The sequence below is a fragment of the Solimicrobium silvestre genome (genome assembly GCF_002976435.1).
GTDB classification, from domain to species: domain Bacteria; phylum Pseudomonadota; class Gammaproteobacteria; order Burkholderiales; family Burkholderiaceae_D; genus Solimicrobium; species Solimicrobium silvestre.
The window spans coordinates 1-13,218 of record NZ_PUGF01000044.1 but is presented as its reverse complement, the minus strand read 5'-3'; the positions used below and the strand labels follow the sequence as shown (position 1 = coordinate 13,218).

The following is a 13,218-nucleotide window of genomic DNA, read 5'->3' as shown; positions in this document are numbered from 1 at the left end:
ATAACTACGATGCCGTCGGCAACCGCACCACGATGGGCAATGGCGGAACGAACACCCAATACAGCTATGGCAGCACCAGTAACCAACTGACCCAAGTCAGCGGTAGCCAAGTGAATACGATCCAAAGCGACGCCAATGGCAGCATCACCAACAACGTCAATAACCAGTTTGCCTACGATGCCCGTGGCCGGATGGTGAGCGCACAAACTGCCATCGGTGCGGTGCAATACCAGATCAATGCATTAGGGCAGCGGGTGCTTAAAGTCACACCGAATGGCACGACGGTCTTTAACTACGACCAGGGTGGTAAGTTGATTGGCGAGAGCACGGGCACCAAGGGGGCAGATTACATCTACCTCAACGATATCCCGGTGGCGGTGGCGCAGCACTAGAGCACCACATGCAATCAAGCTGAACAAGCAAAAATAAAATCAATCGTCAATAGCATATCAACGATCTACTTAACTAGATCGTGCAAGGGGAACCAGTTGTGATAAAAAAGAGTGTAATAGGATGGTGGATGGCAGCCATGCTGCTAAGCGTACTAACGCAACAGCCAGTAATGGCCAGCACCAAGCAAACGATCACGTTTGCGGCCTTAGCAAGTAAAACCTACGGCGTGGCACCCTTTACGGTGTCCGCCACTAGCAGCTCTGGTTTAGCGGTGACCTTCACTTCGACTACCACAGCGGTGTGTACCGTTTCCGGCGCGACGGTGACGGTCGTGGCACCGGGTACCTGTACGATCGTCGCGAATCAGGCAGGCAATACCACCTACAGTGCCGCGACCCAAGTTGCGCAATCGTTGACGGTCGCTAAAGAAGCCCAAACGATCACGTTTGCAGCGTTGACCGGTAAGTCATACGGCACCGCCCCGTTCACCGTGTCAGCAACGAGCAGTGCCAAGCTCGCGACTACATTCACTTCCGCGACTACCGCAATCTGTACCGTATCCGGCAGCATCGTCACCTTGGTTGCTCCCGGCACCTGTACGATTGATGCCAATCAAGCCGGTAATGTCAATTACAACGCCGCTCCCCAAGTGGCCGAATCGTTTACGGTCACCAAAGGAACACAAACCATCACGTTTGCGGCGTTGACCGGTAAGTCGTACGGCACAGCACCATTCGCCGTCTCAGCGACCAGCAGTGCCAACTTAGCCGTGGCGTTCACCTCAGCCACGACGTCAGTCTGTACTGTATCCGGCAGCACCGTCACGTTAGTTGCTCCCGGTACCTGTACGATCGATGCGAATCAAGCGGGTAATACCGATTACAGTGCAGCTCCTCAAGTTGCGCAATCGATGACGGTAGCGAAAGAAGCGCAAACGATTAGCTTTGCGACGTTAGCCGGTAAGACGTATGGTGCAGCACCCTTTACGGTGTCCGCCACCAGCAGCGCCAACCTGGCGGTGGCGTTCACCTCAGCCACCACGTCAGTCTGTACCGTATCCGGCAGCACCGTCACCTTAGTCGCTCCGGGTACTTGCACCATTAATGCGAATCAGGCGGGCAATACCCTCTACAGTGCGGCAGCCCAGGTTGCCAATTCGTTGACGGTGGCACAAGAAGCGCAAACGATCACCTTTACCGCCTTGGCCGGTAAACCCTACGGTGCAGCACCTTTTACGGTGTCCGCCACCAGCAGCGCCAACTTAGCGGTGGCGTTCACCTCAGCAACCACCTCGGTCTGTACCGTGTCGGGTTCAACGGTCACGTTGCTTGCGGGTGGAACGTGTACGATCAATGCGAATCAGGTAGGGAATACGACCTACAGTGCGGCGCCTCAAGTAGCCAATTCCTTTGCCGTGACCACTGAAGCGCAAACGATTAACTTTGCATCGCTAGCTAGCCAACAGTTTGGTGCAGCACCGTTTGCACTAACCGCAACGAGTACTTCAGGTTTAGCGGTCAGTTTCACGTCCACGACAACGCCGGTCTGTACGGTATCGGGTTCGACGGTGACATTAGTGAGTGCAGGGACGTGTACGATCAATGCGAATCAAACTGGAAGCAGTAATTACAGCGCGGCGACGCAAGTCACCCAATCCTTCACTGTCACTGCTGAGGCACAAACGATTAGCTTTACCGCACCAGCTACTCAACAATTTGGTGCTGCTCCCTTCGCGTTGTCGGCAACGAGCAGCTCTGGTTTAGCGATTAGTTTCATGTCCAGCACCACACCGGTGTGTACGGTATCGGGTTCGATAGTGACATTAGTGAGTGCGGGAACGTGTACGATTACAGCGAACCAAGTGGGGAGCAGTAATTACAGCGCGGCGACGCAAGTCACCCAATCCTTCATTATCACTACCGAAGCGCAAACGATTAACTTTGCGGCACCAGGGAATCAACAGTTTGGTGCTGCACCGTTTGCATTAACTGCCACGAGCAGCTCAGGTTTAGCAATTAGTTTCACTTCCAGCACCACACCGGTGTGTACGGTATCGGGTTCGACGGTAACGTTAGTGAGTGCAGGGACATGTACCATTGCAGCGGACCAAGCCGGTAGCAGTAACTTCAGCGCTGCTCCGGAGGTGAGTCAATCTTTTACGGTGACGGCAGAAGCACAAACGATTAGCTTTGCGACATTGGCGAATCAACAGTTTGGTGCAGCTCCCTTTGTATTGTCGGCAACAAGTAGCTCAGGTTTAGCAATTAGTTTCATGTCCAGCACCACACCGGTGTGTACGGTATCGGGTTCGACGGTGACGTTAGTGAGTGCAGGGACGTGTACCATTGCGGCGGATCAAGCCGGTAGTGGCAACTTCAGCGCAGCTCCGGAAGTTAGCCAATCCTTTACGGTCACGGCTGAAACGCAAACGATTAGTTTTACAGCGCCAGCGAATCAACAGTTTGGTGCTGCACCATTCGAGTTGTCTGCGACGAGCAGCTCAGGTTTAGCAATTAGTTTCACTTCCAGCACCACACCGGTGTGTACCGTATCGGGTTCAACGGTGACATTAGTGAGTGCCGGAACCTGTACGATTGCAGCAAATCAAGTGGGGAGCAGCACTTACAGCCCAGCACCGCAAGTAATGCAGTCTTTTACCGTGACGGTGGCGCCATTGCTGATCACGTTAACAAGCCCAACGATAACCCAATCACTCACCGCGCCAGCGGCATTGACATTAACCGCGACAGCGACCGATAGTAGTGGCACCATCACGCAAGTGGCGTTCTTTAATGGCACCGGATTAATGGGAACAGTCACCCAACCACCGTATAGCATAGTGATACCGAATACGGTCGCCGGTAGTTACCAGCTCACCGCACAAGTGACGGACAATAACGGTTTAACCGCCACCAGCGCTCCGGTGACGATTGCCGTAGCGGCAGGTAGCGGAAGTGCCGCAGAGCAGATTTATTACATCAGCACCGATCAACTCAATACACCGCGCTTGATTACGGATTCGGATGGCAATACGGTGTGGCAGTGGGATGGTGAAGCGTTTGGTAGTACACCACCGAAAACGGAAGTGACTGGGGCAGGGCAGTTTACATTTAACTTGCGGTATCCGGGGCAGTATTATGATGCAGAGACCAATCTTCATTACAACTATTTCCGGGATTACGATCCATCTACAGGGCGATATACAGAGTCTGATCCGATTGGATTACATGCTGGACTAAGCACATTCGGATATGTTGGAGGAAATCCAACAGCTTTTCGAGATCCGGCTGGACTTTGCCCAATGTGTTTTGCAGCATATTTTTTCATTGCAGAAAATTCTGTTACTTTAGGTACTATTGGTGCAGTTGGTTTGGAAGTTGTATCTGGTGTACCTAATCCTTCGTCAGGAATAGTATTTGAAGGAAGGGTGGTGACAGAATCTGCTTATGATGTATATCTTGGATTTAGAAATGGTGAGCCAGTTTATGCAGGTATATCCAAAGATTTAGCTTGTCGTACCGCACAGCATGGTGATCGTTTTGACGCCTTCTGGAAAGTAACTTCTTCGCAAGTTACAAAAGATCAAGCTAGAGCTATTGAGCAAACATTAATCAATCAAAACCCTCAATTTGAGAATCAAATTAATTCAATTGCATCTAATCGCTCTTGGTATGTCCAAGCAGTGCAATGGGGGAGTTTGTGGTTGTCCTTAAATGGGTGGAAATAAACAATGGGGAATCTATGCATTTAGATTTAATGAGGGATGAGGCAAAAAAATTTCCAAAAGTGAACAATCATAATGATATTCACTCAATTAGAATATGGCATTGCAAATATAAAACTTTGCAAGTGCTAGAGGAATTTCCGAATGTTGAAGAATTGGTCGTTGCATCGTTTCCTGATGATTCGTTAGATTTCCTGGTAACTCTGTCGAAATTGAAGTATTTGAGCATTATTCATTTACCCAAAATTAGTAGTTTAGATCCTTTGGCTAAGTTATTGCATCTAGATTCCTTATCTTTATCTACATCACCAGCTTGGGATGCGCAGGGTAAATGTACAATTATTCAATCGCTTGCACCATTGACTGAAATTGAGCCCCTTCATCATTTAGAGTTGTTTGGTGTGTGTCCAGAAAATAAATTACTTAGCGATTTAGATAAGTGTAAAAACCTTGTAACTGCTCGTTTTTCACAATTTCAAAAGGGGGAGGGTGAGCGTTTTTATAAGACGACTGGTGTAGTGAATGAATTCAATCCTAAGCCAACATTCAAAATTTAGATGAGTATGAAAAGCTAGCATGTATTGCAAGTTTTTTTGTGGGTTGGTGCTGATTTGATGAAGCTCAATATTTTTAGAAACATTGGTATTGGATTGCAGATCAAAAAAATGCGCCTAGAAAAATTTTATAAAAAACAGGGGAAGTGACTTCTTTAATTCCGCGCAAACCGTTACGGCATATAGGGAAAACGTCTCCGTGTACGGTGAGAGTGCGTCGGGCAGCTCACTTGATGCAGAGACCAATCTCCACTATAACGCATACCGGGATTACGACCCTACAACAGGTCGATATGTTGAATCAGATCCAATCGGTTTGACAGGAGGTATCAGCACTTACGGTTACGTCAGTGGAAATCCTCTTGCAAGTTCTGATCCTCAAGGACTGGCTCCGGGGTACAGGATTTGCGTTATGTTCATGTGCCCTCCAGAACTGCCAGGTTTACCTAGTTGGAATAATACCGACAATCTGACTCCTGAGCAGCAAGCTGAGAAGGATGCTGATTATCTGGTGTATAAGGAATTTCAAAAATATGGTCGGCCGCCGAAACAAAATGATCCAAATTGCGACGAATTAAAGGCACAGAGAGATTTTTGGAAGCAACTTGCGACAATGCGGGTTGATTTTACAGATGTCTGGTATCGCGGAATCTATGATTTTGGGCATCTGCTTCAAGTGATGATCGCACAAGGAAAAGTCAACAAAATCGAAAGACAAATGAAAGCGATGGGGTGTCCTTGTGATAAATGATCTTAAGACTGTTTTTGCAAAAATTGCGAGCCACACTTATTATTTGGATGATGATCGGAATGAAGTTGACTTGGTTGATGTAAATCAGCGAGATTGGAGTGGTGACTCGCCATTGCATATAGCAGTTATTTTAGGGGATATCTCCATTGTGGAAGTTCTTCTCGATAATGGTGCTGATGTCAACGCATTAGATGAACGTCAATTCACCGCATTACATTTCGCCGCGATGAAAAATAATGCCGAGATAATAGTCGTCTTGCTTGATAAAGGTGCTGATCGAAATATTAAGAATGATGATGGTAGGAAGCCGCTCGATTGCGCTATCTCAGCAGGTAGTAGCGCGGCCATATCAGTATTAAAATCTAAGGTGCATAAAAAAAACTGATGCAGAGACTAATCTGAATCAGAACTTATTCCGTGACTATGACCCTACGACGGGGCGTTATATTGAATCTGATCCTCTTGGTTTATTTGGCGGTCAGATTTCGACTTATAGCTATGTTCGCAGTAATCCTCTTCAATATCGTGATCCTCGTGGAACGAATCCTGTAGCAGGGGTGATTGGAGGAGCTGAGATCGGTACAGCTATATTGCCAGGTGTAGGGACGGTAGTTGGTGGCGCAGTTGGATTCGGTGTTGGTTGGTGGCTTGCAGATAAAGCATATGATGCAATTAATAGTGATCCGCTGCAGTCAACTAAACAAGCTCGCAAAGAGTCGCATGACGCGTACAAAGCGTTTCAACGACAAGGGTACGAGCGTGATCCAAACGACCCTTGTCAAGAGCTAAGGAATAAAATTGCGTTTCATGAGCAAATGATTGCTGCTAGAACTGCTCATGACATGTCATTTCCTAACCCGGGCTGGCCAGACGGCAAACGACATGCAGACGTTAATGACTTCGACAGCGAGAACGTAACACGTTGGAAAAAGGAGCTTGAAGATTGTGAAAAATCATGCAAACGATAAACTAGAAAATATACTAAGAAAGTATGCCGCACTAGATATGTTTGAGGGATACCCGATAAATTCGCCAACAAGTCCTGGGCCGGATGGCGACACTCCTTTTCATATCGCTGCATATGACGGAGATATTGATGGGGTAAAAATCATGCTTCCATATGTGAATGACGTCAATTTAAAAGGCGACGTCGGAAATACTCCTCTGCACTATGCTATATCGAATCGGCAACTGCTGATGGTTGAAGCATTGATCTCTAGTGGGGCGAATGTCAACCTGGGGAATGATTATGGGGATACGCCAATCGACTATATGGAGGGGGATGAGATGTTTTTACCGATTCTTGCTAAATTAACTCGGTAAGGTGTAATCTAGGGTGTCATTAGTGAAGCGTAATGCACCAAGTGACTAGCCTTAACGCAGCAACGGTATTCTTTCTCTTTTAAGTAATAAAAAAACCGCTCCCTCCGATGCAAATCGGATTGTAGCGGTTTTATTTTTAGCTGCTAAAGAAGTGCGATTAGAGTACATGCATGGGGTGCAGGTGTGCTACTTGCCACAGTGAAAAATAGCTTGCCAGTGTGGGCGTGCGTGGCTCAAAATCGCGTCTAGGAAAATTTTATAACAAACAGAGGAAGTGACTTCTTTAATTCCGCGCAAACCGTTACTGCATATAGGAAAAACGTCTCCGTGTACGGTGAAAGTGCATCGGGGGGCTCACTTGATGCAGAGACTAATCTTCACTATAACAAATTCAGAGACTTTGATCCGACAACTGGTCGATATATTGAAAGTGACCTTATTGGCTTAGCTGGAGGCCTCAGTACTTACAGCTATACTGGATCAAATCCGTTGACAAGATCAGACTCGGATGGACTAGATTGGAATTGTTCAGTTAGCGGATTCTTCGTAATTTGTACACATACAACACCTCTTGATCCAGTTGAGCCGTTACCTCCACCACCACAACCACATTTACCAGCTTGGCTCAATCAAGCCTTAAGTCCTACCTATGATAAGGCTGGCCTGAAAGTTTGCCCTACTGCCCAAACAATGCCGCCTCCGGGAGATTGTCATCCCCAAGATCAACAGAGGATGCAGGATACAGTTAATAATTCGTGTAAACGGCCTCGATCATGTAAGCCGGGCATGGATGGAGTAGAGCTAGAAATAATGAAAGAAAACAGTAGAGAGTGCGCGATGGCTCGTGATGAAATAAATAAAATCTGTTTCAAAGGCGGCGATCAAGGACATAGGGATGCTGCAATTGATGCTTGGCAGGGTGTTGCAAGGTGTGAAGGGATGATGCAATGATGGATCAATTATTCGATGAAATATTCAATTTATTTAATAACTTACCTTATCCTGATGACGACAATATTTCTGATAAAAATAGTATTGAAGCGAGCTACGTATCAAATTATTTTAGAGGAAAGCAGTGGGACAAATTAGGGGTTAAAGAATTGCAGGAGGACTATCCTGGTGATCCTTCTGCTTGTCTGTCATTTATGACCCCTAGCGCATTTCGTTATTTTTTTCCAGGGTATATGAAAATGGCTTTGATCGAATATGATATCGCTGATGCTATTTTTGATGTAGTGATCAATAAGTTGGTTACTACAGCAACTGATCCAAATTATTATTACCGTTCAATTTTTGAAGCTTATGATCATATCTATTTAAATGCAATTGCAAAATATTTGGTTGTGATGAGTGATAAATATTGTAAACATTATCCTGTTGATGAAGCCGCATTAGCATTGAAATCTTATTGGTCAAAATACTTATAAAAAATATTCAAATTCAGCTTGATCAATAGTTTGGAACTAGATGTGTGTAAAAATCGCGTCTAGAAAAATTTTATAAAAAATAGGGGAAGTGACTTCTTTAGTTTCGCGCAAACCGTTACGGCATATAGGGAAAACGTCTCCGTGTACGGTAAAAGTGCGTCGGGCAGCTCACTTGATGCAGAGACCAATCTCCATCAGAACTACTATCGCGATTACGACCCATTATCAGGTCGTTACATTCAAAGTGATCTAATTGGCTTGGGAAGCGGAACTAGCACTTTTGGTTACGTTGGCCAAAACCCAATATCGCTATCTGATCGTTCAGGGCTGTGTCCTTGGTGTCCTGGAGCAGTTGGTGCTGTTATTGGTGGTATCACAGCTGGAATGTCTTATAACGCTTCAAATCCAAATGGTTCGACAGGGTCTCTTTTAGGCGCGATGGCTGCTGGTGCAGCAATCGGTGCCGCCGCCTATACTCCAGCAGGATGGGGGCTTCTGGGTAACATGCTTGCGGGTGCGGCTGCTGGAGCATCTGGAGATGCTATTGGTCAATATCTTGGCAAAAAAGATGAAGCAAAGGCGTGTGGTAAGACATTTAATTTTTATCAGGAATGGGATGGTTTGGAAACTCTTACTATGGCTGGTGTTGGAGCCGGGGCGGCAGGCCTTGGTTACGTAGCGGTACCTTATGCTAACGCAATGTATTCATCAGTTGCTCCCTATGCGGGATTGACCTCTGCTCAACAAGCTGTTGTAGCGGCTACTGTAAGTGGTGTAGCGCAAGAGGCCGCGACCGTTGCATTGCCAACTTCAGTTGGTGGTGCTCGTAGATAATTAATGCCTACCTATAGGGTTAAGGCCTTCAAATATTCTTTATGAAAATAGATAGTTGATTGGAATGAAAATGAATTTATTTGGTGATTTTAATTGGCAATATTTAATTGGAGGACTAGCCATAGGAGCTTTAGTTTCTATATGTATCAGTTTGAATATTAGAGTCCAAAATAAATTCAAGTCTAATAAAAAATTGCATTCCCAAATTATTCAGTGGTTAAGTTATTTATCAACGGTGGCGGTAGTCGGATTTGCAGTAGCGAATATTGCTGGTGAAGTTCTTGTGGGTAAAAATTTAACAATATCAGAAGCAATAATTTTTATTTGTGGATGTACACTACCTATAGTCCTTGCTTTTAAATTTGGATTCATTCCTAGGATAAATAGGTAACATTTTTTCTCTTTTAAATAATAAAAAAAGCCGCTCCCTCCAGTGAACTACTGGATAAGAGCGGCTTTTTTAGCGGCTAAGAAAAGCCTATGGTTTAAATTGTCCGATTGGATTGCTTTAAACCGTGCTATATCGGAGCCTAATCTTAAGCGTAGTTTGTGGCGTTATCGAGATCTTAGTGGTAGTGCCTTTGAATTTGTAGATAAAGAAATTGGATCTGATCAGCGGTTTATATTTAAAGAGTTATTTGAAATATAGAGTGAGTAGTTTGCGTAGAGAGCAATGATTTTTATTGCGCTTTATGTTGTTGGTTCTAACACTGTAACGATATTTATTTTTGTAATTTAAAAGGTGGCGGGCGTCAGCTCGCCATTTTGCATTTTAGGACGTTATGCAAATTTCGCAGTTGACCGGTTTCGATCTGAAATGCGAAAAGTTCATAAAAACCAGCGTGACTCTGTTGGATGCGCGTCAACAGGCCAAGCCTTCTTCGCTAGTCGGAAAACGCCCTACATCCAGTCGGAACGTGTCGACAGCTTTATCAAATGCTTCAATTTGGGATTTAGCGATAGTAACTTCAGATTTACCTAGCTGCGCAAAGTACTTAGGGCCCACATAGGCGGCTAGTAATCCAATGATGACAATAACGACCAACAATTCCAGGAGAGTGAAGCCAGTATTTTTACGATTTTTAGTTGTTATTTTATACATAAAAAGAAAGAATGTGAGTGAGCATTGGGAATAGTAAACGTCGTACCTTGATCTGACTGCTGAATTTAATGAATTGGTAAATAATTAAAATGGTGTCGATATAGATGGGGTGTTTTTTTGAATTTTTATAGAAATAATATGTTGCCTGACGGAATTTCGAGAAATTACAGTATTTTGTGCCTAAAAGCTATGCCCTAAATAGGGCATTTTGATTATTTGACTTTTAAAAATGCCACAACTCTAAATTATGTAGTTTTTTGTTTGACAATAGGCCGAATACCCTATTTAGGGCATAGACAGAATGATATTTACATAGTACCTTGCCAAATCTTTTTATTAGGCAGCATGCAACAGGTGGTGAATGACTGTTTCAAACAGCAGCGACTCATCCTGAATCAATAATAAAACGGCAGGGCGGATCAATCTTCACTCGACAACAATAATCAAGTCCAACGAACAGGATTTCACATTGAAAAAGCTTTTCTTCATTTTTGTATTTTTGATTTTTAATTTTTCTCCTTCTTTTGGTCAAACAGTTGCTCCTACTGTTGAATACGACGGTACTCCTTATGGCGTAATAGATATGGGTACTTTTAATGCGGCTTGTAATGCGATTCCCGGTCAATATGCGGCTATTGGCAACGGAATTTCTCTTTCGGTGTATGTTGTTCAGCTTGAGCAGCAGGGAAACCCTGCAGATCCTATATTGGGGTTTGAATGTCGCGCTCAATCCAATAGTAATAGTAATTCAACTGGTGATTTTTTTACAGGGGTTCTTATTTATGCAGAGTATTACTGTCCACCTGGTTCCACTATAGGCGGTACAACCGGTGCGAATTATTATTGCACGTTCGTCTGTCCGCCCAATAGCCGCTATTTTGGCGACGTCCAAAAATGCGTCCCCGTAGTACAAGTGGCCGCCCCGCCCAAAGCCAAGCCCATCAACAATGGTTGCCCTATTTGCGATAAAGCCAAGAGTGTGGGCGACCCCATCAACGTCGGCACCGGCAACAGTTACCAAACACAAACCGACCTGACGTTAGCGGCACCCTTATCAGGGCTCAGTATTAGCCGAACGTATAACAGCTCGCCCACGAATCCTGATGCGAGCACGGTGCGTTCGTTTGGTACCCGATGGACGCAACCGTACGATGCCCGTGTGGCGCCGATTGGCTGGGCAACACCACCCAACATGGTGGCCTCGAACATTCCCGTGATCTGCTGGCAACGCACGGACACCGGGTATATCTGGTGTGAATATCCGCCCGTCCCAGTATGGCAAGTCGTTGCCGTGACACGTGGTGATGGCAAAGGACTGTATTTCACCGCACCGGCCGCCACTGCGGGCAATCAAGTCTGGACGGCGGATCAGGGAGTCACCGGTCAACTCACCTCGACCTTGGCCAGCGATGGTGTCACGCCCACCAGTTTCACCTTTACCGATACCGACAACCACCGCGAGTTATTTGACGGCAACGGCGTATTACTGAGTCTGACCTCGCCCGGTGGCACTACCCAGCAATTGACTTACAGTACCGGCGCCTCGAACGACAGCAGTGTCGGACGTTATCCCGCCACCGCCCCGATTTGCCCGCACGTACAAGCGGGTGCCGTCGTCACTTCCGGCACGCTGTTGTGCGTGACCGATAATTGGGGACGGCAACTGCAATTCGAGCACGATAGTTTAGGTCGTATCACCGAAACGATCGATCCCAATGGTCAGCTCACCCAGTACGCGTACGATGGTGTTTCGGCCGGATGTAATGCCGCCAACACAGCCCAATCAATCGCCTGCAGTGCCAACAACTTAACCTCCATCACGTACCCGGATGGTAAAACCAAGACGCTGTATTACAACGAAGCGGCACAAATTAATGGCGGTACAGTCTGTCCCGGATCGGCTCCAGTTGGTAATGGTTTCGGTTATTTGCTCAATGCCTTAACGGGGATTGTCGATGAGAACGGCACACGCTCCGTCAGCTGGACGTTTGACTGCAACGGAATAGCGACGTCCTCCCAGTTAGGTGCGGGTGTTGATAGCTACCAAATCGCTGTCGGTGCTGCCGATGTCAATGGCAATAACACGAGTGTCGTCACCTCGCCGCTAGGCACACAGACGACCTATGGATTTACTGCCGTCAATGGTTTAGTTGTCGGCAACTTGGTCACTCAACCGGCTGGCAGTGGCAGTGCGGTAGCGACGTCATCGAGTACCTATGACACCAATGGCAACCTGGCGAGCCACACGGACTTCAACGGCCATATCACCAACTACACGTACGACGCGAATCGGAATCTCGAATTAATCCGCACGGAAGCGGCGGGCACAGCGCAAGCCAGAACCATCACGACGAGCTGGAATCCAACATACCGCTTACCAGCGCAAGTGGCGGAACCGTTACGTATGACCACCTACACGTACGACACGAACGGCAACTTACTAAACAAGACTCAGCAAGCCACAACGGATGTGAATGGTGTTCAGGGAGTTAGTGCGACAGTCACCGGCACCCCACGTAAATGGACTTACACGTACAACAGCGTCGGCCAAGTGTTGACGATCACCGGCCCCCGCACCGATGTCACCGACCTTACGCAGTTCGCCTACGACACCTACGGCAACCTGAGCAGCGTCACCAACGCCGCCGGTCAAGTCACCACCTTAAGCAATTACGACCTGAATGGTCATGTGGGCAGCATCACCGATCCAAATGGCTTAACCACCACTTACGTCTACAGCCCGCGTGGCTGGCTAACCAGTCAAAGCAAAGGCAGTGAAGTCACCAGTTATAACTACGACGGCGTAGGCCAGTTAATCAGTGTCACGTTTCCCAATCAAGCCAAGTTAACGTACACCTACGACACCGCGCATCGCTTAACCAACATCGCCGACAACCTCGGCAACACCGTCAACTACACCCTGGATGCCATGGGCAACCGGACACTAGAACAAGTCAACGACACCAGTGGCAACCTGGCTCGTCAGATCAGCCGCGTGGTGGATGCCCTAAACCGTCTTCAACAAATCACTGGAGCTCAATAATGCAGGCGCCTATCTGTCGTTGTAAATTAAACCGATCCCTAACCCTCTTAGCGACGCTGGGACTAGT

General features: G+C 46.7%; 11 protein-coding genes and 3 pseudogenes. 13 read left to right on the top strand and 1 reads right to left on the bottom strand.

From position 1 onward, the window contains the following. The 12 genes and pseudogenes from S2091_RS24180 to S2091_RS23405 form a co-directional block, all read left to right on the top strand. Positions 1-392, top strand: a pseudogene (locus tag S2091_RS24180) (hypothetical protein); the annotation flags it as partial. A gap of 128 nt (positions 393-520) precedes the next feature. After that, positions 521-4,120 (top strand): RHS repeat-associated core domain-containing protein, encoded by a 3,600-nt coding sequence (locus S2091_RS24605; protein WP_243405547.1) that lies wholly within the window; start codon positions 521-523, stop codon positions 4,118-4,120. 14 nt (positions 4,121-4,134) lie between these two features. Further along, positions 4,135-4,674, top strand: a complete 540-nt coding sequence (locus tag S2091_RS23445) for a hypothetical protein (protein ID WP_243405546.1) — start codon at positions 4,135-4,137, stop codon at positions 4,672-4,674. 196 nt (positions 4,675-4,870) lie between these two features. Continuing rightward, a complete protein-coding gene (locus S2091_RS24835; RefSeq protein ID WP_423828260.1) occupies positions 4,871-5,422 on the top strand; it encodes an RHS repeat-associated core domain-containing protein in 552 nt (183 codons plus the stop codon). Then, a complete protein-coding gene (locus S2091_RS23435; RefSeq protein ID WP_105534403.1) occupies positions 5,412-5,807 on the top strand; it encodes an ankyrin repeat domain-containing protein in 396 nt (131 codons plus the stop codon). Before S2091_RS24835 ends, S2091_RS23435 begins: the two co-directional genes overlap by 11 nt. Then, a pseudogene (locus S2091_RS24735) lies at positions 5,794-5,901 on the top strand (RHS repeat-associated core domain-containing protein); the annotation flags it as partial. The gene S2091_RS23435 and the pseudogene S2091_RS24735, both read left to right, overlap by 14 nt. Before the next feature lie 78 nt (positions 5,902-5,979). Beyond that, positions 5,980-6,390 (top strand): hypothetical protein, encoded by a 411-nt coding sequence (locus S2091_RS23430; RefSeq protein WP_243405545.1) that lies wholly within the window; start codon positions 5,980-5,982, stop codon positions 6,388-6,390. Next, on the top strand, positions 6,368-6,745 hold the full coding sequence (locus S2091_RS23425; RefSeq protein WP_133166971.1) for an ankyrin repeat domain-containing protein: 378 nt from the start codon (positions 6,368-6,370) through the stop codon (positions 6,743-6,745). The genes S2091_RS23430 and S2091_RS23425 overlap by 23 nt, the downstream gene beginning before the upstream one ends. Positions 6,746-7,072: 327 nt before the next feature. Continuing rightward, on the top strand, positions 7,073-7,696 hold the full coding sequence (locus tag S2091_RS24730; RefSeq protein ID WP_105534401.1) for an RHS repeat-associated core domain-containing protein: 624 nt from the start codon (positions 7,073-7,075) through the stop codon (positions 7,694-7,696). Further along, complete coding sequence (locus tag S2091_RS23415) at positions 7,693-8,172, top strand: DUF6714 family protein (protein ID WP_105534400.1); 480 nt, start codon at positions 7,693-7,695, stop codon at positions 8,170-8,172. Before S2091_RS24730 ends, S2091_RS23415 begins: the two co-directional genes overlap by 4 nt. A 141-nt stretch (positions 8,173-8,313) precedes the next feature. Further along, complete coding sequence (locus tag S2091_RS23410) at positions 8,314-9,006, top strand: RHS repeat-associated core domain-containing protein (RefSeq protein WP_243405544.1); 693 nt, start codon at positions 8,314-8,316, stop codon at positions 9,004-9,006. 70 nt (positions 9,007-9,076) lie between these two features. Further along, on the top strand, positions 9,077-9,397 hold the full coding sequence (locus tag S2091_RS23405) for a hypothetical protein (protein ID WP_105534398.1): 321 nt from the start codon (positions 9,077-9,079) through the stop codon (positions 9,395-9,397). Between the two features lie 480 nt (positions 9,398-9,877). On the opposite strand, the pseudogene S2091_RS23400 reads toward S2091_RS23405, so the two are convergent. Beyond that, positions 9,878-10,108, bottom strand: a pseudogene (locus tag S2091_RS23400) (type II secretion system protein GspG); the annotation flags it as partial. A gap of 469 nt (positions 10,109-10,577) precedes the next feature. Here S2091_RS23400 and S2091_RS23395 point away from each other — a divergent pair. Further along, a complete protein-coding gene (locus S2091_RS23395) occupies positions 10,578-13,151 on the top strand; it encodes a DUF6531 domain-containing protein (RefSeq protein WP_133166970.1) in 2,574 nt (857 codons plus the stop codon). The last annotated feature ends 67 nt before the right edge of the window (positions 13,152-13,218 follow it).

Bases quoted from the DNA above. Each gene is read 5' to 3' on its own strand.
- S2091_RS24605 (WP_243405547.1), top strand. From the start codon at position 521: ATGGCAGCCATGCTGCTAAGCGTACTAACGCAACAGCCAGTAATGGCC.
- S2091_RS23445 (WP_243405546.1), top strand. From the start codon at position 4,135: ATGCATTTAGATTTAATGAGGGATGAGGCAAAAAAATTTCCAAAAGTG.
- S2091_RS23415 (WP_105534400.1), top strand. From the start codon at position 7,693: ATGATGGATCAATTATTCGATGAAATATTCAATTTATTTAATAACTTA.
- S2091_RS23405 (WP_105534398.1), top strand. From the start codon at position 9,077: ATGAATTTATTTGGTGATTTTAATTGGCAATATTTAATTGGAGGACTA.